Source organism: Phycisphaeraceae bacterium, from assembly GCA_019636675.1.
GTDB lineage: Bacteria > Planctomycetota > Phycisphaerae > Phycisphaerales > UBA1924 > JAHBXC01.
Genome location: JAHBXC010000002.1, coordinates 809,149 through 827,024, shown reverse-complemented (window position 1 = coordinate 827,024; position 17,876 = coordinate 809,149). Strand labels below are relative to the sequence as shown.

Genomic DNA, 17,876 nt, shown 5'->3' with positions numbered 1-17,876 from the left:
CTGCGGTCGAAGCCTCACCAAGTCTCCTTTGCCAGCTAGGGCTTCAAAGTCAGGGGCACGATCGGCAGGGTCAGAAGCTCACCAGATTCGGCTCGGGAGACGCGCCGCACCTGTACAACGGCCTCAGCACCCTCCTGCATGAGGACGGGGCAACGCTCGTCGTGACCGTTGCATCCGTCTCCGAGAAGTGCGAGCGTTGGTGGGTGTTTGAGGACAAGACAAAGGCACTCTCCGAAGCCGCTCGATTGGCGCTTAGCGACGCAAAACTCGGTGCGAACGATGCGCCCGCAGCGACCTTCTCTCAACTTCACACGACCTGGCAGGCAGTCCGGCAGGAAATGAAGCCGGTTCTGGAAGAGCTCATTCAGTCCCTCTCCAAGCGGACCTTCGAGACCTTCGAGGAGAAGGCGGAGGTGGCTGCGCGGCTGAATGAACTGCTCGACGAGTGGCGGTTCCGGGCGGTATCGCCGTCGACTGGCCGAGCCTCGTACTTCCAGTGTCGAGTTGGCGAAAGGAACCCGAAAGGGTATTTCTTCTTTCAGGACATTGATCCAGGCTCCTCCCCGCAAGACCAAACCGACGCGAGTGCTCCCCGTGCGCCGTCTCAGGTGCCCATCTTCAAGTTGACTGAAGCTCCCGTCGATCCACGGCTCAGAAAACCCAATCATCAGCCAAACCCAAGAAAAAAGCGAAAAAACTGACGGGCAATCGGAACACTTGGAATACTCTTGGTGTATCATGGACAACGGGCTTGATTCACCCGTTGTCTTGGAGATACGCCCATGCCCGAACTCGCGCCACTCCTTCGGTCGATCCTCGAACCCCCACCTCCTCCGCCTCCAAAGACGCTGACGATTAGCGGCTTTCCCGATGGCGAGGAGGACCAGCCGGAGCCTGAGAAGGCCGCGGCCTCCCCACCGGGTGTGAACGGACGCAAAGGCAGCCGCGCCGTCAACGGCTCTCAGGTCACCAGCGGTCAAGAAGGCTCGGGATCAAACGACTACATGACCGCGCGGGATCTCGCTTCTCTCCTCAAGATCAGCAAGGCCGGCCTCTACCGCTACCTCTCAGCGGGCGTGTTGCCCCCGCCCATCCGCATCGGACGGCTTGCCCGCTGGCGCCGCTCGGATATCGAGCGGTGGTTTAGCGGCGGCAGCTAAGGCGTCTGATGCGGTCTTCCTTTGGAGAGGAGGCGGAAGGATGACTGAGCCACACCCAGCTCACCGACTTGGTGAAGTCGTGAACTGTGCCTTCGTGTGCGTGGGCCAGGCGATGCGAGGCGCAGGTCGAGACACGTTGCCGCATGCGGCATTCGAGCTTGCAGCCCTTTTCTGGTGGCGCTGGCTACAGGAGGAGCGTCTCTCACCGGCAGCCTTCAGGGAACTCGAACGCGAACTTGCCGCGTCAGAGACGACCGTTGCGCAGTACTTCGTGCAGCTCGTGCAGCGAAGGGCACCTGTCGTCGAGTCCTTCCTCGAAGTGTGTGACCCAAGAGTGGCCGCGAACGCGGGCATTTCCGCTGACACTGGTTGACTGTCAAGGCCAACAGGGGATGATCCACAAAGGAGCCGCGCCATGCGTGTCTTCAAGAGCACGTACAAGGACAGGGCGGGAAAGACGACGCAGACTGAGAACTGGTATGTCGAGTTTTCGGACTGCCGTGGGGCCACCCGACGCATCGCAGCGTTCACGTCCAAGGCCGCAAGCCTTGAGCTTGGCCGCAACCTGCAAAAGCTCGCGTCCTACGCCAAGGCGACTGGTGGACAGGTGGACCCTTCGCTTCAAGCATGGGTCAGTGGACTACCACGTCCACTCCTCAACAAGCTCGCCGCAATTGGTCTCTTGAAGAGCGAACGCGTTGCGGTGAACAAGCCGCTCAGCGAACATCTGGATGGCTTCGCCAAGGCACTCGCGGCCAAAGGCAACACAGAGAAGCACGTTCGCCACACGCGAAACCGCATCGAGCGGGTGTTCAAGGCGTGCTCGTTCCAGCACTGGGACGACATCTCCGCGAGCAAGGTGCAGGCGTTTCTCAATGACCTCCGAAAGCCCGCGAAGAAGGGCGACGCCATCGTACCTGGCATCAGTGCTCAAACCTTCAACTACTACCTCGGGTCGCTCCGGACCTTCTGTCGGTGGATGGTTAAGGACCGCAGGGCGATCTCCTCTCCCCTCTCGCACTTGGACATGCTGAATACACGGACGGATCGGCGCCATGACCGCCGAGCTCTCTCCAAGGCAGAGCTTCAGCAGCTCATGAGGGCCGCACGCGAGGGACGAGAGCTCTTCGGTCGCGACATTGACGGCCGAATAGCCTGGCGACTGTCCGGCACAGACCGGGCAGTCCTCTACCAGCTGGCTGTCGAAACCGGGCTGCGGGCGGGTGAGATTCGAAGCCTCACATCAGACTCGTTCGCCTTCACGGACGACCTCTCCACAGTCACCGTTCTTGCCGCGTACTCGAAGCACCGCCGGGACGACACGCTACCACTTCGTCCCAGCACCGCATCCATGCTGGCCGAGTACCTCCGGGATCGACACCCTTCGCAGCCCATCTTCCAGCTTCCGCGGCGCGAAGAACTGGCAAGCGTCCTCAGGGTGGACCTGGAGGCAGCAGGCATTCCCTACCGGGATGGTCTGGGCCGCGTCGTGGACTTCCACGCCTTGCGGCACACCTTCATCACGAACCTCGCCCAGGGCGGGGTTCATCCCAAGACCGCTCAGGCTTTGGCCCGGCACTCGACCATCACCCTCACCATGGACCGGTACAGCCACTCAGGCCGCGAGGACGAGGTGAGAGCCCTGTCCTCTTTGCCAGACCTTGGTGACAGCCTTCAGACGGCCCCAGAAGAGCCCTCTGTCTCGGCGGTTTACTTGGCGCAACACGATGGCCTGGATGCGTCTCCGGCAGAGTCCGTGAGACTCAACGGCCACCTACGGGGGGTGAGCAAAAGCACCAGAAAATCAGCCAAAAACGAAGAAAACCCAATGGCCCCGGTGGGATTCGAACCCACACGACCCGCAAGGGGTCAGAGGATTTTAAGTCCGTTGCGTCTGCCGATTCCGCCACAGGGCCGGGCGTACAGCCATCGTACCGCCCGCTCGCCGCCACGGAGCCGGGAAGGATTTCTCTTGCGTTCGCTGCCGATCCCGGGCACACTGGGCGATCCCCATCGGAGCCCGCCCTTGCCAGTCTCTCTCAGATCATTCGCGCCCGCAGCCCTGCTCCTCGCCCTGTTCGCGCACGAGGGAGCGGTCGCCGCGGATCGTGCGGACTTCACGGCGCGCGTTCGCTGGGTCAAGCCGGCGAACACGACACTTACCCTGCACGACGAGCCCGGCGTGATCCACGTCAAGTTCGTGGACGATCTGCCCGTCCGGCTCGTCGAGGGCGCGCTGACCGATCGCGACACGGGCGCGCTGGACCGCGCGCGCGGCGTGCTCGACGCGCTGCCCGTAGCGCGCTGGGCGCGCGTGCACGACGTCCCGGAGGACCGCCTCGTCGCGATGCGCGCCGCCGCCGAGCGGCGCACCCGCAAGGGCGTGGCCGACCTCACCACCGAGTACTTCGCCTTTCTCGAGGACGGCGCCGACGCCGCCAGCGTTCTCGACGCGCTCAACGCGCTCGATGTGGTCGAGCTGGCGTCCCCGAACCCGCGACCCACGCCCCCGCCGCTGCCCCCGAACTTCCAGAACAACCAGGGGTACCTCAACGCGTCACCGGCCGGCGTCGATGCGCTCCACGGATGGAGCACGCTCGGCACGCGCGGCGAGGGCGTCGCCGTGGTCGATCTCGAGTACACCTTCAACCCGAACCACGCCGACCTTCCCCCCGTGCAGATCATCGGCGGGCCTCAGGTCGACCCCGGCTTTGGGCCCAATCACGGCACCGCGGTGCTCGGGCAGCTCGGCGCGATCGAGAACGGGTGGGGCGTCACCGGCATCGTGCACAACGCGCAGATCGCCTTCGCCAGCACCTACGCGGGCTCGGTCTGGAATGTCGGCGGCGCGATCATCAACGCCACCAACGCGCTCAACCCCGGCGATGTCATCCTCATCGAGCAGCAGATGACCGGCCCCAACGGCGGCACGGCGTATGTCCCCATCGAGTGGCGCGCCCAGTGGTACAACGCGGTCGTCACCGCCGTCGGGAACGGGATGATCGTCGTCATGGCCGCCGGCAACGGCAACCAGAACCTCGATGATCCGATCTTCAGCCAGGGCAACGCCGGTCATTGGCCCTTCCTGCCGCAGAACGACTCGGGCGCGATCATCGTGGGCGCCGGCGCCGCCGCGACCGGGTTCAGCAACTCCACCACGCCGCGCTCGCGCCTCTCGTTCTCGAACTACGGCTCTCGCGTCAATCTCCAGGGGTGGGGCGAGCGCGTGTGGACCACCGGATACGGCAGCGCGTACTCCGCCGAGGGCCCCAACCTGCACTACACCGCGACGTTCAACGGCACCTCGAGCGCCTCGCCGATCGTCGCCGGAGCGTGCGCGCTCATCCAGTCGTTCCACAAGCAGCGGTTCTCCGGCGCCGTGCTCGACTGCTGGGAGATGCGCGCGCTGCTGGCTTCCACGGGGTTGGCTCAGCAGAGCGGCGTCAACCCGGTCTCGCAGAACATCGGCCCCCTGCCCGACATCGCAGCCGCCGCCGCGACGCTCGCGCCGCTCACGCCCTGCCCGGGCGACATCGACGGCGACCGCGTCGTCAACTTCGCCGACCTGAACGCCGTGCTCGACGCCTTCGGGCAGTCCGGCCAGGGTCTCGCTCCAGACCTGAACAGCAGCGGAGTCGTCGACTTCGCGGATCTGAACATAGTTCTGACCAACTTCGGTGGGGTTTGCGAATAGTCTGACGCAGGGACCTGCGAGCGAACCGCCTGAAGCGCGCTGAAGTGCGGGAGACGCAAAACGCACTTCACTGTCCGAATTGTGGCTCGGGGCGCCTGAGAACAAACGAGCGAATGGCTGAACAGAACCATTCATGCAGCCGATCTGTCTCTCCGTGAATCAGCCCATCCGTCTTTCGTCACAGAGCCACTCGCAGCCCTGCACCTGCAAACGCAAGGTTGCCGAAATCCCTGCGGGGGGTGTGGCGCTGTGGTCTGCCGCCCCTTCAGCGATGGGCAAACTCGAGGCAGTTCGCGGCGTCGCCAGCCCCCCCAGTGGTCCGGTTCACTTCACTCAACTCGATTGGGTGGAATCGGTCGAGGGTTTCCTCTCGTCGCTGACGCCTCTGGAGCGCGCTGATGTCAAGGCGGCGCCCATCGGCCCTGACGGACAGTGCCAAGCGTGGGACGCCGTGCCCGCCGACATCTTTCTTCATCGTGTGAAGTCCCCGTGGCTCCCCCGAGTCCTGAACGAGCGGCTCCTGATCCCCCACTACCAGCCCATCGTGCACATGGCGTCCGGCAAGACCATCGCGTTCGAGGCGCTGATGCGCGCCCAGATCGATGGACGGCTCATCAACGGCGGGGAACTCGTCGACGCGGCCCGCGCCCACAACGCGATGTTCCAGTTCGATCAGCTCGCCAGAACCTGCGCGATCTCGCACGGCTCGACGAAGCTCCAGCCCGGCGAACTCCTCTTCGTCAACTTCACGCCGATGGTGATCTATGACCCTGCGATCTGCCTGCAGACCACGTGGGAAGCGGCGACCGCCGCCGGCTGGCTCATGGAGAAGCTCGTCTTCGAGGTCGTCGAGAGCGAGGCCTTCCCCAACATCGCGCACCTGCGTCACATCCTCGACACCTATCGCGACCACGGATGCAAAGTCGCCCTCGATGATCTCGGCACCGGCCACACCGCGCTGTCCTACATCGACGAACTCCGCCCCGACGTCATCAAGCTCGCCAAGGGCCTGCTGCCCGATCGACCGCGTCCCCACGACCTTGGTCTGATCCGCGGCCTCGTCGAGCACGCCCAGAGCCGCAATATCACGACCCTCATCGAGGGCGTCGAAACGCCTGAGCAACTCGACGCTGTCCACCTTCTGGGCATCGACCTGGTGCAGGGCTATTACCTGGGCAAACCCACCGCGGAGCCGGTGCGCGTGACGCGTGATCGCCGCAAGGCCGCGTGAGCGACCGGACGGGCCGGCGCCGACCCAAGGACACACTCGCCCGCGGTCGCAGGAAAGCGCTTCGCGTGCGACTCGCTGGGTTGCTGAGGTTCGGAAACCCCGAATGGGCAGTCCCGGACTTGAACCGGGGACACCCGCATTTTCAGTGCGGTGCTCTACCAACTGAGCTAACTGCCCTCAATGTCGTCCCCATGGGGACGGGTGGAAGGTAGCACCCCGGGGGCCGGAGGGTCAAGGGAGGGGGCCTTCCAGACGCCCCGAATCGTCCAGCGGCGCCCCCTCCTTGAGACGATCACCCGCCCCCGCCCGATCTCTTCCCCCTGCTCCCCACTCCCTGCTCCCTGCTCCCCTTCCCACGCAATACCCTGCCTCGTCCGTCGTTTCCCTTTGAGGACGATGCTGCCGATGCCAAGCCCCCCACCGTCCGGGAACGCCGATCAACGGGCCGAGCAGCCCGGCACGGTCGGTGCGCTCGTCGCGCGGGCTTCCCGCGGCGACGAGGACGCGTGGGCCGAACTGGTCTCGCTGTACGCCCGACGCGTCTACGCGCTCGCCCGGTCGAGACGGTTCTCGCCCGACGACGCGGAGGAGATCACCCAGTCCGTGTTCGTCACCATCGCCAGCAAACTCCGCAGCGCCGACTACGACGAGCGAGGGTCCTTCGAGCCCTGGCTCTTCCAGATCGCCGCCAACCGCGTGCGCGACGCGGCACGAAAGGCCAAACGCGCCGGCGTCGCGATGGACCGGGCCCGCGACTCGGGCGACGCGCCCGGACGCGCCTCACGCTCCGAGCCGGCGTCCCCCGACGAGCACTCGGCGCTGCGCGACGCGATCGACGCGCTCTCCGACGCCGACCGAGATGTGATCGAACTCCGGCACCACTGCGGCATGAGCTTCAAGACCATCGCCGCGACGCTCCGCGAGCCGCTCGGCACCGTCCTTGCCCGACACCATCGCGCGCTCGCCAAACTGCGCGACGCGCTCACCACGACCGAAACACCCCACGCCCTCGGAGGCGATCATGTCTGACACGAACCACACCCACGAGAACCACGAGCGGGACCCCTCGCTCGAACCCATCGGGCGCGCGCTGGAGGGACGAGCGGAATCCCTCCGGCGCGAGCCCGACGCCGGCTTCGAGTCGCGCGTGCTGAACGCGTCGCGCGTCGCTCTGAAGACCGGCGCAGCCCTGCGACTCGTCGAGGGCGAGCACGCCGCGCCGCCAGCCCCGGCGACGCGTCGCTCCTTCGCACCGATTGTCCGGATCGCCGCGGGGCTCGCGTTGCTCGCCACGACGGGCGCGATCGTGCTGATGACCGCGCGAACCGGCCCGGCGACGACCCCGGCCGGCCCGGATCTCGTCGACGCGTCCTCTCCGGACCTGCTCGACGAGCTGGACTCGTGGCTCGCGATGGGCGATTCGCACTTCGCCGACGCTCGCCTTGTCTCGCTGCGTCAGGAGGTCGACGCCGCGTCCGCGAGCGAACGCACGCCGATCGATATCCTCGACATCGAGGAATGGATGTGACCATGCGCACGACCACCACATCTCGCCTCACGCTGCTCGCCGCCTGCGCCGCCGCCCTCGCGTGCTCCGCGGCGTTCGCCCAGCCCGGGGGGCGCGACCAGGCGCGCCGCTCCGGCCAGCCGACGCCCGCCGCGGCGCAGGAGCAGCCGTCGCTGGCGCCCGCGATCAACGCCGAGATCCTCACCGAGCGCCTCGATCGGCGTCTCGCCGAGATCCAGAAGGAAGAGGCCGCGATCACGCGTGCGAAGGCCGAGCTTGGTCGCGGCGCCCCGGTGGGCGAGGTCATGCGATCGCTGATGCGAGATCGCGTCTTCGCGATGGGCGAGCGTATGCGCGAGGGCCCCGGCGCGCACGCGCACGACGAGCCCGCGCAGAACCTCGAGTACGACGCCCAGCGTCTGCGCGAGATGATGCGGTTCCTGCGAGACACGGCGCCGCAGATCGCCGAGCGCGTCGAGGCCGAGATCCTCGACAACCCGGATCGGGCCGAGCAGGTCTACCGGCGCATGGCGCCTCGACTGCTCCCCCAGATGGAGATGCGCGATCGCGACCCGGAGATGTTCTCGCTGCGCACCGACTCGATGCGTCTGGACTGGCAGATCCGCCAGGCGGCGCAGCGCATCCAGCGCCTCAGCGGCGCGGCGTCCCCGCCCGCCGAGGAGGTCGCCCGCGCGAACACGGCTCTGCGCGAGCTGGTCGCGCAGCGAGTGGACATTGCCAACCGCGAGCGGGCCCTGATGGTCGACCGGCTCGAGCAGCGCGTCGCGTCGATGCGCGCCGAGTTGAAGGAATCCGCCGACGAGCGCGACGCCGAGATCGACCAGAAGGTCCGCGAGCTTCTGGCAGACGAGCGTGAGCGCCGTCCCGGCCCGGCGCAGCGCGGCGGCGGCGACCCGCGCCGCGAGTAACCCGAGTCGCGCCTGACCGGTATGCTTGGGCACGATGCCCGAGCAGGAAGCGGTGCCGGCGCTCCTCGCGCCGCCGCGAAAGCGAGACAACCCGTTCACGCGCTCCGTCGCCGGCATGATCGGCTCGGCTGTGCTCGCGCTGATCGTGCTCGCGTGCGTCGTCACGCTGCCCTGGACCGCCGGGGGCGCCGGGGGCGCTGGGGGGGCCGCTCGGTATCGAGCCGGGAACCTCGACGCGACGCGTCTGCCCCCGCTCTGGGCGCCCCACAACGAGACCGAACGGGAGCGACTCGCTCTCGCGTCCGAGGCGGCGGCACGCGCCCGCCTGGCAACGGACCTCGGTGTCCCTCTCGAAGACGCGCCCGACCCGACGCCCGAGCAGGCGCGCGCCGCGCGTCCTCGGTTCTGGCTCGGCTCCGACCAGCTCGGGCGAGACCAGCTCTCGCGCGTGCTCGTGGGCGGCGGGATCTCGCTGGGCATCGGCGTCTCCGCCGCGCTCATCAGCGTCGCGATCGGCACGCTCTACGGCATGATCGCCGGCTGGGTGGGCGGGCGCGTGGACGCCGTGATGATGCGCATCGTCGATGTTCTCTACGGGCTTCCCTACATCCTCCTCGTGGTGCTGCTCGCGGTCGCCGTTGATGCGCTCGCGGACCGCGCGATCGCCAGTCGCGTCGCGGAGACGACCCGTCAGCGCGTCGCCTTCGTCGAGCAGCGCGTCGGGGCGCTGCCCCCCGAACAGCGAGAGGACCAGGCGACGATCCAGCGGATCGAATCAGACGCTTCGGCCCGGTACTCCGTGGAGGCGGTCGAATCGCGTCGAACGCTGGTCAACATCGTGACGCTGCTGGTCGCGATCGGGGGCGTGTCGTGGCTGACGATGGCGCGCGTCATCCGCGGGCAGGTGCTGAGTCTGAAGGCGCAGCCCTTCGTAGAGGCGGCACGCGCCATCGGCGCGCCCACGCGCCGCATTTTCGCCAGGCACCTGCTGCCGAACCTGCTCGGGCCGATCATCGTGTACGCGACGCTCACGGTGCCCCAGGCGATCCTGCAGGAATCGTTCCTCTCGTTCCTGGGCATCGGCGTGATGCCCCCCACGCCCAGCTGGGGCAACCTCGCCGCCGCCGGGCTGAGCGAGCTCAACACGGTGCGATCGCGCTGGTGGCTGCTGGTGTTCCCCTGCGGCATGCTGGGCATCACCCTGCTCGCGCTCAACTTCGTTGGAGAGGGTCTGCGCGAAGCGTTCGACCCGAAGCGCGGACGATGACCGTCGCTCCCGCCCAGACACGCCCCGTGGCACACGCGTCGGTCGCGCCGCTGCTCGAACTGCGCGACCTCACGGTCTCCTTCGACAACCCGGGCGGCCCGCGCATCCTGGCCGTCGACGGCGCGTGCATGAGCGTGTACGAGGGCCAGACGCTCGCTGTCGTCGGTGAATCCGGCTGCGGCAAGTCGATCACGGCGCTGAGCGTGCTCGGGCTCGTGCCGCGCCCGCCCGGGCGCTTCGACACCGGCGCCGCCCTTCTGCGAGACAGGGACGCCCGGTCGCGGCGCGACCTGCTCACGCTCGACGAACGATCGCTGCGCCGCGTTCGCGGCGGGGAGATCGCGATGATCTTCCAGGAGCCGATGACCTCGCTCAACCCGGTGTTCAGCGTGCGCGAGCAGCTCGTCGAAGCGGTGCGCCTGCACCAGCGCGTCGGCCGGAAGGACGCGGAGGGCGTCGCGATCGCGGCGCTCGAAGCGGTCGGCATCCGCGACGCGTCCTCGCGCATCCGCGCGTACCCCCACGAGTTCTCGGGCGGCATGCGCCAGCGTGTGATGATCGCGATGGCGCTGGCGTGCGAACCGCGTCTCCTGCTCGCCGACGAGCCCACCACGGCGCTGGACGTCACGGTGCAGGGGCAGATCCTCGACCTGATCGCGTCGCTGCGCCGGGATCGGGGGCTGGGCGTCATGCTCATCACGCACGACCTGGGGATCGTCGCGGAGCGCGCCGATGTGGTGTGCGTGATGTACGCCGGGCGCGTGGTCGAGTACGCGCGCGTCGGTGACCTGTTCGCGAAGCCGATGCACCCGTACACGCGCGGGCTGCTCGCGTGCATCCCACGCCTGCGCGACCGGCGCGACCGGCTCTCGACGATCCGGGAGAGCATCGGCGCGCGCCCCAGGTTCGAGCACGCCCCCTCGGTCAGCCACCTCGAGCCGTGGTGGCCCTGGGACGAGAGGCCGGCCAGCGTGGTGCGGAAGCCCGCCGGGGCGCCGGCGTCGGATTCGGCGCTCGTCGAAGCCGAGCCGGGGCACTGGGTGGGCGCATGGCGCACTCCCGACGCCGCCGCGATCGAGAGCCCCACTCCGTCGATCCCGCCCTGCGCGTGAATATCCCGGTTCTCGGGCGTTGTGTGCAACTTGCACACGCGCCGACACGAAGCATCATTCACGATGCGCCCGGCGGCACAGGCCGGGAGGAGAGCAGATGCCCCGGAACGCCCCAGCGCTCATCGCGTGTCTTTCGTGCTGCACAGCCGGCGCCTTCGCGGGCCCGCCTGCGCCCGTGTTCCCATCGGACGGCGCGCGCCGCCACGCCCCGGCGCGTTCCGAGCCGACGCGCTTCATCGGCTTCGAACAGAGCGAGGGCTACGCCGCCGGACCGATCGGAACGCAGAACGGCTGGAGCGAGTTCGGCGTCAGCGCGGGCGCCGGGACCTCGATCGCCTCCCTCGGGCGCAACAGTGCGCAGTCCCTGTTCCTGAGCGACAACCGCGCCGTCCAGAACGGCGCGTTCATCGGGGGGCTCAGCCCGGAGCTCGACGACCCGGGCGAGCGAGGCGTGTTCACCATCGACACACGGATCGACGATCGCGCCGGCGCGAGTTACACCATCATCGGGCAGTCGCTCGAGCTGTTCGGCATCAACTTCCGGCTCGTCTTCGAGTTCGGGGGCACGGTGTTCGTGTTCGACGAGACGCCGACGGGATTCCGATTCGTCGATACGAACGTGTTCTTCGATCTGGGCGAATGGCGCGAGGTGCGCGTGGAGTGGGAGCCGGGCGCGACGAGGTACTTCTACGACGACCGGCTGATCTACACCTCCGCCAGCGAGCGATTTGCGCGGGGGGTTGATCAGGTCGTGCTGGCGTCCGACGGGTGGCAGGACGCCGGCTTCCCGGTGGGCGACGGGCCGGTCGGGGCGTACTTCGACAACCTGCGTCTGGACGTGCCCTCCCCCCCTTCGCTCATCCTCGCGCTGGCGGGGCTCGGCGCGTGCCGGCGTCGGCGCAGGTATGCTGCCCGCCATGCGTGTCCTTCTCCTGGCTGATCGATCCTTCGCGTCGCGTGAGCGGACGATGATCGCGCGCCTGGAGATCGGGCTCGCCGACGAGGGGGTGCGCGTGGTCCGCGCCTCGCCGCAGCCGCCTCCGCCCGAGGCGCTCGACAACCCCTTCCTGCGTTGGATCCGCTTCCCCCAGCCGACCTCGAAGTATCTGGCCCCTCTGGTGGCGCGGGCGATGCTGCGCGATATCGAGGACTCGCGCGCCCAGTCGTCGATCGACGCGGAGCCGATCGACATCGTGCACGTGCTGGGCGACGAGTCGTGGTCGACGGGCGAGTCGCTCGCGCGACTGATGGGGGCGTCGGTGGTCTACGAGCTGTGGTCGGAGGCGGCGCTGGAGCGGGCGCTGCGTGTCGCGCGCGTGATCAAGGGGGAAGAGAACGAAGCGAAGCGGCGCGTCGCGATGCTGTGCCCCGACGAGGGGGTCGACGCGCGCATCGCGGCGGTGGCGCCCTGGACGCCGCGCCGCGTCGCGACCTGGGGCGTGCACTCACCCACGGAGCAGCCCTCGTGGCCGCGCCGCCCCGGGGCGATGTCGATCCTGATGATCGGCCGGGGAGAGGACCTGGGCGCCTGCCGCGACGCGCTCCTCGGGCTCAGCGAGCTGCGCAAGGCGATGCCGAACCTGCTGGTGTTCCTCGACGCCGAGCTCGTCCGGCGCTCGACCACGCTGTGGAAGCACGCGGAGCGCCTCAACATGCTCGACTGCGTCTCGGTCGTCGAAGACATGGAGAGCCGGCGCGAGCTGTCGCTGCACGTCGATGTGCTGATGATCCCCGAGCGCCTTCCCGAGCATCGCACCATCGTCCTCGACGCGATGGCGCACGGCGTGCTCGTCGTCGCCGCGAGCGGGTGCCCGATGACCGTGCTGCGTCCCGACGACACCGCGATCGTGCTCGAGCGCCCTCGCGCCGAGGACTGGCGCAACGCCATGCAGCGCTTCTCGATCGATGTCGAACGCGCGCGCGCCATGGTCCTCAGCGCCGCCAACATGGTGCGCGAGCACCGGCTCGGCGGCGCCTATGTCCGGGGCGCCCTGTCGGCGTACGAGTCCCTCGCCGGGGCCGAACCGCTGGCGTTCAAGGTCGGCAGCCGCGTTCCCTGATCGGCGCGTCCGAGAACACGGCGTCAACTCTCTTGCGTTCACGAGATCCGGTGGCATGCTGTCTTCGGAGAGAAGAGTCGTCCGTGCTGCTCGCGGGCAGTTCGGACGATTTGCCCGGAAATCCCCAGAGAAAGAGGCGTTTCATGCGTTCGACAGCCCTCTGCGCCGCGTTCGTCGCGTCGTGTTCGCTCGCCGTTCCGGCCCTTGCGCAGGTCTCCACCTTCACGCGCGACGGGTGGATCGGCGCGCCCGCCCTCGCGAGCACGCGCGAGGCGCCGGTCGCGCGCCTCTACCAGGGCAGCACGCACATCAACGCGCACCCCGACGCGTCGCCCGGCGTCGCGCGCGCCCTCGAGCGCCCGAACTTCACCGATCGCGGGTCGCCGGCCGATTTCGGCGCGCCCGCCTCGCTCGAAGGCATCGCGTTGACAACGAACATCGGACCGACCCTCGTGCGCGTCGACCCGTGGACGCCCATCCTGGGCGGCGGGCACCGGCGCACGCTCGAGGCCGACCGTGCCGCGTGGCTCGAACGCGCCGGCTTCGTCGGGGGCGTGCGCACCCATGTGAACCAGGTCGCGACGACCGGCGACGAACCCGAGCCGCGCGGGGTCATCCGGGTGCGCCCGCGAGGGGACGACGACGACACCACGGACGAGCGGTTCGTCCTGCGCCCCGCCGACTGACGGGGCCGATCACCTGTCCTGACGCTCGCGCAGCGAGCGGGCCAGCGCCGCGGCGCGCTCGTCGCCCAGCGACGCTGCGGCGTCGGCGAACGCGATGGCTTCACGCACGCGCCCGGCCCGGTCCAGCATCTGCGCCGCCTTGAGGTTCGCGTCGGCGTCTGTGGGGTGGCGCGTCGCGCAGCGGAGCCACAGCGACGCCGCGTCGTCCACCCGGCGCAGCATCGCCAGCGAGGTCGCGGCCTCTTCAACGAGCGTGGGGCTCGCCAGCAGCGAATCGTCGGGCAGCGCGAGGAGGAGCCGCGCCGCACGCTCCGGGTCGTTGTCGCGCCGCAGGATGCGCGCCTCGATCAGGCGCCACTGCGTGCTCTCGGGCTCGAGCGTTCTCGCCCGCTCGATGTGCTGCTTCGCGATGGGCAGGTTGTTCTCTTCGAGCGCGATGTCGGCGAGCACGCCCCAGGCCAGCGCGGTCTCGGGGCGCAGGTTCGCGGCGCGCACCAGACTCGCCTTGGCGGCGGCGTTGTTGCCGAGCTTGCGCTCGATCTGGGCGAGGAACAGGGGGTACTGCGCGTTGCCGGGGTCGCGCTGCTGCGCGCGCTCGTAGTGGCGCAGCGCCTCGACGGTCAGCCCGGCGGTGTTCGCGACGGTTCCGGCGTTGAACTCGAGCTCCGCGGGCGCGCCCGGGCACGCCGCCGCCCTCGCGTAGGCGTCGTAGGCCTCGCGCGTGCGCCCGGCCGAGAGCAGCGTCTCGCCCAGCAGCGACCAGGCCTCATAGTCCTCCGGCGAGCGGGCGGTCGCCTCGCGGAGCAGCAGCTCGGCGTTGTCGGTGTCGGAATCGCGGAGGAACCGCTTGGCGGCGTCGAGGATCTCGCCCAGTTTCGCCCCCCCCGACTGCGTGACGACAGGGCGCGAGGGCTGGGCGCGCCGGGCCGCGTCGACCAGCAGCCAGCCGGCGCCCGCCGCCAGCAGCAGCAGCCCCAGCGCGGCCAGTGTCGCGAGCAGGCGGCGCTTCCTGAGTTCGGTCAGGCGGTTCTCCATACGACCAGCGTACCGGCCAACCCCTACACTCGTCATCCCAGAGCCGAAAGCACCCATGACGACCACCAGCACCCAACCCACGGAACTGCCCAAGGCCTACACGCCCTCCGAGCACGAGGCGCGCATCCGCGCCCGCTGGGACGAATCGGGCGTCTTCCACGCCGAGCCGGGCCCGGTCCTCGAGGGGCAGAAGAAGCCCTACTCGATCGTCATCCCGCCCCCCAATGTCACCGCGGCCCTGCACCTGGGCCACGGGCTCAACAACACGCTGCAGGACGTGCTCGCGCGCGTCCACCGCATGATGGGGCTCGAGACCCTGTGGATGCCCGGCACCGACCACGCGGGCATCGCGACGCAGACCGTCGTCGAGAAGCGGCTCATCAACGAGGGAAAGCAGCCGCGCATCAAGTGGGAGCGTGATGCGTTCGTCGCGGAGGTCCAGAGCTTCAAGGACGAGTACGAGCGCGTCATCACCGACCAGTTGAAGATGATGGGCTGCTCCTGCGACTGGGAGCGTCAGCGCTTCACGATGGACGAGACCTGCGCCAAGGCCGTCCGCGAGGCGTTCTTCCGCCTGTTCCGGGACGGCCTCATCTACCGCGGCAAGCGCCTCGTCAACTGGGACCCCGTCACCCAGACCGTCCTGGCCGACGACGAGGTGGAGATGCGCGAGGTCGACGGGTTCTTCTATTACCTCCGCTACCCGCTGTGCGACGCGAACGGCGCGCTCATCAGCGTCACGCTGCCCGATGGGGCCACCACCGACCACATCACCGTCGCGACCACGCGCCCCGAGACCTATCTCGGCGACACCGGCGTCGCGATGAACCCGCGCGACCCGCGCGCGAAGGCGCTCGTCGGAAAGTTCGTGAAACTCCCCTTCGTCGGGCGCGTGATCCCGATCGTCGCCGACGACTACGTCGTGCTCCCGGCGGCCATGCAGGCCGACCCGGAGGCCGCCGAGAAGGACCCCAAGGCGAAGTACGCGACCGGGTTCCTCAAGGTCACCCCGGCGCACGATGTGAACGACGAGCAGATCGGCAAGCGCCACGACCTGGCGGTCATCAATGTGATGGCGCCCGACGCGACGATCAGCCGCAACCACGGCTGGGGGGACCGGCCCGGCTGCGACGCGGAGAAGTTCGTCGGCATGACGCGCGAGGACGCGCGCAAGGCGGTCGTGAGCGCGTTCCGCGACGCGGGGCTGCTGGAGGCACAGAAGCCGTATTCGCACAGCGTGGGCCACTCCTACCGCTCGCACGCCGCGATCGAGCCGTACCTGAGCGACCAGTGGTACATCGCGATCAAGAAGCCCATCCCGCTGTTCAAGGAGGGGCGCACCGACGCGGAGTTCCGCGCGCTGATCGACGGCACGGACATCCCCGAGTTCTCCCTCGCGGGGCTGGCGCAGAGCGCGCTGCTGTCGGGCGAACTGCGCTTCGTCCCCGAGCGCTACGCGAAGACCTACCAGACCTGGCACGAGAACCTGCGCGACTGGCCGATCTCGAGGCAGTTGTGGTGGGGGCATCGGATTCCGGTGTGGAACTCTGCGCTCCGTATTGGAAGCCATCAGGATCATTCCGATTTCCATACTGCAATCACTAAACTCTCCAAGGAAGGTCGAATTGCGGGCTCGACTGAGATTCTGCTTGATGTGCCTATCGGTTACGCCAGCGAGAATCGCTTCGCTGGCCTTAAGCATTGGTGTGTGCGCTCGGCAGATGACTCTGATGCACAGAATGCTCTCGAATCGATGAATGGGGTCTGGCAAGACCTTGATGTCCTCGACACCTGGTTCTCCTCCGCCCTCTGGCCCCTCTCCACCATGGGCTGGCCAAACCCCGGCGCCGACAACGGCGACACCGCGGGCCTCCTCGACGCCTTCAACCCCACCAATGTCCTCTGCACCGCGCGCGAGATCATCACCCTCTGGGTCTCGCGCATGGTCATGTTCAACCGCTACTTCCTCGCGACGAAAGACGCCTCCGGGAAATACCAGCCCGGGCCTTCGCCCTTCAAGGATGTCTTCATCCACGCCATGATCCAGGACGGCGAGGGACGCAAGATGTCCAAGTCCCTGGGCAACGGCGTCGACCCGCTCGACATCATCGAGACCCACGGGGCGGACGCCATGCGCTTCACGCTCTGCCACATGACCACGCAGACGCAGGATGTCCGCATGCCCGTCGAGCGGGACGCGAAGAGCGGGAAGAACACCTCGCCCAAGTTCGACCTCGGTCGCAACTTCTGCAACAAGCTGTGGAACGCCTCGCGATTCGCGGTCGCGAAGCTCGACGGGAAGGACGCGCAGGGCGTGCTGAACCCCCTGCGTCGCCCGCTGCTGGACCGCTGGATGCTCTCGCGCCTCGCGACCACGATCGAGCAGGTCAACGCGTCGCTGCGCGGGTACGAGTTCAGCAACTACGCGCAGGCGCTCTACGACATCCTGTGGCGCGACTTCTGCGACTGGTACCTCGAGGGCGTCAAGCCCACCATCGACGCCGACGCCGAGCAGCGCACCATTCTCCGGGCGTCGCTCGATTCGATCCTGCGCGTGCTGCACCCGGTGGCGCCCTTCATCACCGAGACGCTGTACGAGCGCGTGCGCGAGCTGCCGCGGGCCGAGATCGCCGGGCTGTCGCTGGGAGTGCATCGCAGCGGCCTGCTCTGCGCGACCCCCTGGCCGCTGGTCGACCCCGACCTTCGCGACGAGGGCGTCGAGCGGGACTTCGAGAAACTCCGCGGGCTCGTCGACGCGATCCGCCAGACGCGCGCGGCCCAGAACGTCCCGCCGAAGCGCCAAGTCACGCTGCACCTGGGGGGGGACAAGGCGCTGGCGAAACTCGTGCGCGAGAACGAGGTGTTCGTGAAGGCGATGGCCGGGCTGAAGGCGATCGAGAGCGACGCGCCGGCCGGCGCGTCGAGCGTGTTCACCTTCGACGCGTCGGAGCACCGTCTGAGCGACCTGGCCGACGCGACGGACGCCGGGGCCGAGCGTGCGCGCCTGGACGCGAAGCTCGCCGAGCTGAACAAGTCGATCGCGGCCCTCGAGGGGCGTCTCGCCAACCCGGGCTACGCGGATCGCGCGCCTGCGCACCTCGTGCAGCAGACCCGAGATCAACTGGCCGCGCAGCAAGCGGAGCGCGACGCGACGGCGGACGCGATGTCGAAACTCTGACCCTCACAAGACGGAGC

15 protein-coding genes, 2 tRNA genes and 1 pseudogene are annotated in these 17,876 nt (G+C 68.4%); 15 read left to right on the top strand and 3 right to left on the bottom strand.

The window, feature by feature from the left end; translation table 11 throughout:
* The 4 genes and pseudogenes from KF684_10280 to KF684_10265 all read left to right on the top strand — a co-directional run.
* Positions 1-701: hypothetical protein (locus tag KF684_10280; protein ID MBX3353306.1), on the top strand; the 701-nt coding region annotated here is incomplete at its 5' end.
* A gap of 81 nt (positions 702-782) precedes the next feature.
* A complete protein-coding gene (locus KF684_10275; GenBank protein MBX3353305.1) occupies positions 783-1,160 on the top strand; it encodes a helix-turn-helix domain-containing protein in 378 nt (125 codons plus the stop codon).
* A 40-nt stretch (positions 1,161-1,200) separates the two neighbouring features.
* Positions 1,201-1,533, top strand: a complete 333-nt coding sequence (locus KF684_10270) for a hypothetical protein (GenBank protein ID MBX3353304.1) — start codon at positions 1,201-1,203, stop codon at positions 1,531-1,533.
* A gap of 42 nt (positions 1,534-1,575) precedes the next feature.
* Positions 1,576-2,778, top strand: a pseudogene (locus KF684_10265) (tyrosine-type recombinase/integrase).
* Positions 2,779-2,989: 211 nt separating this feature from the next.
* Here KF684_10265 and KF684_10260 read toward each other — a convergent pair.
* Positions 2,990-3,076: transfer RNA gene (locus tag KF684_10260), tRNA-Leu, on the bottom strand.
* 110 nt (positions 3,077-3,186) lie between these two features.
* Here KF684_10260 and KF684_10255 point away from each other — a divergent pair.
* Together KF684_10255 and KF684_10250 are read left to right on the top strand one after the other, a co-directional pair.
* Entirely contained in the window at positions 3,187-4,854 is a 1,668-nt protein-coding gene (locus KF684_10255; protein ID MBX3353303.1) for a S8 family serine peptidase, read from the top strand.
* Between the two features lie 271 nt (positions 4,855-5,125).
* On the top strand, positions 5,126-6,085 hold the full coding sequence (locus KF684_10250) for an EAL domain-containing protein (protein MBX3353302.1): 960 nt from the start codon (positions 5,126-5,128) through the stop codon (positions 6,083-6,085).
* Between the two features lie 104 nt (positions 6,086-6,189).
* Here the strand turns inward: KF684_10250 and KF684_10245 are convergent.
* Positions 6,190-6,262, bottom strand: a tRNA-Phe gene (locus KF684_10245).
* Between the two features lie 228 nt (positions 6,263-6,490).
* On the opposite strand from KF684_10245, the gene KF684_10240 reads away from it, so the two are divergent.
* From KF684_10240 to KF684_10205, 8 genes are all read left to right on the top strand, one after another.
* On the top strand, positions 6,491-7,114 hold the full coding sequence (locus tag KF684_10240; protein ID MBX3353301.1) for a sigma-70 family RNA polymerase sigma factor: 624 nt from the start codon (positions 6,491-6,493) through the stop codon (positions 7,112-7,114).
* Positions 7,107-7,613, top strand: coding sequence for a hypothetical protein (locus tag KF684_10235; protein MBX3353300.1), 507 nt, complete (start codon positions 7,107-7,109; stop codon positions 7,611-7,613). Before KF684_10240 ends, KF684_10235 begins: the two co-directional genes overlap by 8 nt.
* Before the next feature lie 2 nt (positions 7,614-7,615).
* Positions 7,616-8,521 carry a hypothetical protein gene (locus KF684_10230; protein MBX3353299.1) on the top strand — a complete coding sequence of 302 codons (906 nt, stop codon included), beginning with the start codon at positions 7,616-7,618 and terminating at the stop codon, positions 8,519-8,521.
* A gap of 34 nt (positions 8,522-8,555) precedes the next feature.
* Positions 8,556-9,788, top strand: coding sequence for an ABC transporter permease (locus KF684_10225; GenBank protein MBX3353298.1), 1,233 nt, complete (start codon positions 8,556-8,558; stop codon positions 9,786-9,788).
* Complete coding sequence (locus tag KF684_10220; protein ID MBX3353297.1) at positions 9,785-10,900, top strand: ABC transporter ATP-binding protein; 1,116 nt, start codon at positions 9,785-9,787, stop codon at positions 10,898-10,900. The genes KF684_10225 and KF684_10220 overlap by 4 nt, the downstream gene beginning before the upstream one ends.
* A 97-nt stretch (positions 10,901-10,997) precedes the next feature.
* Complete coding sequence (locus KF684_10215; protein ID MBX3353296.1) at positions 10,998-11,840, top strand: hypothetical protein; 843 nt, start codon at positions 10,998-11,000, stop codon at positions 11,838-11,840.
* The gene (locus KF684_10210) at positions 11,818-12,960 is read left to right on the top strand and encodes a hypothetical protein (protein ID MBX3353295.1); all 1,143 of its coding nucleotides are present in this window, start codon (positions 11,818-11,820) and stop codon (positions 12,958-12,960) included. The genes KF684_10215 and KF684_10210 overlap by 23 nt, the downstream gene beginning before the upstream one ends.
* 143 nt (positions 12,961-13,103) lie before the next feature.
* Entirely contained in the window at positions 13,104-13,646 is a 543-nt protein-coding gene (locus KF684_10205; protein MBX3353294.1) for a hypothetical protein, read from the top strand.
* A 9-nt stretch (positions 13,647-13,655) separates the two neighbouring features.
* On the opposite strand, the gene KF684_10200 is transcribed toward KF684_10205, so the two are convergent.
* The gene (locus KF684_10200) at positions 13,656-14,681 is read right to left on the bottom strand and encodes a tetratricopeptide repeat protein (protein MBX3353293.1); all 1,026 of its coding nucleotides are present in this window, start codon (positions 14,679-14,681) and stop codon (positions 13,656-13,658) included.
* Positions 14,682-14,736: 55 nt separating this feature from the next.
* Here KF684_10200 and KF684_10195 point away from each other — a divergent pair, with 55 nt between their 5' ends.
* Positions 14,737-17,859 carry a valine--tRNA ligase gene (locus tag KF684_10195; GenBank protein MBX3353292.1) on the top strand — a complete coding sequence of 1,041 codons (3,123 nt, stop codon included), beginning with the start codon at positions 14,737-14,739 and terminating at the stop codon, positions 17,857-17,859.
* Positions 17,860-17,876 lie beyond the last annotated feature (17 nt).

What these genes read in the sequence shown, in the direction of transcription:
- KF684_10275 (MBX3353305.1), top strand. Translation starts at nt 783, where the DNA reads ATGCCCGAACTCGCGCCACTCCTTCGGTCGATCCTCGAACCCCCACCT.
- KF684_10270 (MBX3353304.1), top strand. Translation starts at nt 1,201, where the DNA reads ATGACTGAGCCACACCCAGCTCACCGACTTGGTGAAGTCGTGAACTGT.
- KF684_10250 (MBX3353302.1), top strand. Translation starts at nt 5,126, where the DNA reads ATGGGCAAACTCGAGGCAGTTCGCGGCGTCGCCAGCCCCCCCAGTGGT.
- KF684_10240 (MBX3353301.1), top strand. Translation starts at nt 6,491, where the DNA reads ATGCCAAGCCCCCCACCGTCCGGGAACGCCGATCAACGGGCCGAGCAG.
- KF684_10235 (MBX3353300.1), top strand. Translation starts at nt 7,107, where the DNA reads ATGTCTGACACGAACCACACCCACGAGAACCACGAGCGGGACCCCTCG.
- KF684_10230 (MBX3353299.1), top strand. Translation starts at nt 7,616, where the DNA reads ATGCGCACGACCACCACATCTCGCCTCACGCTGCTCGCCGCCTGCGCC.
- KF684_10225 (MBX3353298.1), top strand. Translation starts at nt 8,556, where the DNA reads ATGCCCGAGCAGGAAGCGGTGCCGGCGCTCCTCGCGCCGCCGCGAAAG.
- KF684_10220 (MBX3353297.1), top strand. Translation starts at nt 9,785, where the DNA reads ATGACCGTCGCTCCCGCCCAGACACGCCCCGTGGCACACGCGTCGGTC.
- KF684_10215 (MBX3353296.1), top strand. Translation starts at nt 10,998, where the DNA reads ATGCCCCGGAACGCCCCAGCGCTCATCGCGTGTCTTTCGTGCTGCACA.
- KF684_10210 (MBX3353295.1), top strand. Translation starts at nt 11,818, where the DNA reads ATGCGTGTCCTTCTCCTGGCTGATCGATCCTTCGCGTCGCGTGAGCGG.
- KF684_10205 (MBX3353294.1), top strand. Translation starts at nt 13,104, where the DNA reads ATGCGTTCGACAGCCCTCTGCGCCGCGTTCGTCGCGTCGTGTTCGCTC.
- KF684_10200 (MBX3353293.1), bottom strand. Translation starts at nt 14,681, where the DNA reads ATGGAGAACCGCCTGACCGAACTCAGGAAGCGCCGCCTGCTCGCGACA.
- KF684_10195 (MBX3353292.1), top strand. Translation starts at nt 14,737, where the DNA reads ATGACGACCACCAGCACCCAACCCACGGAACTGCCCAAGGCCTACACG.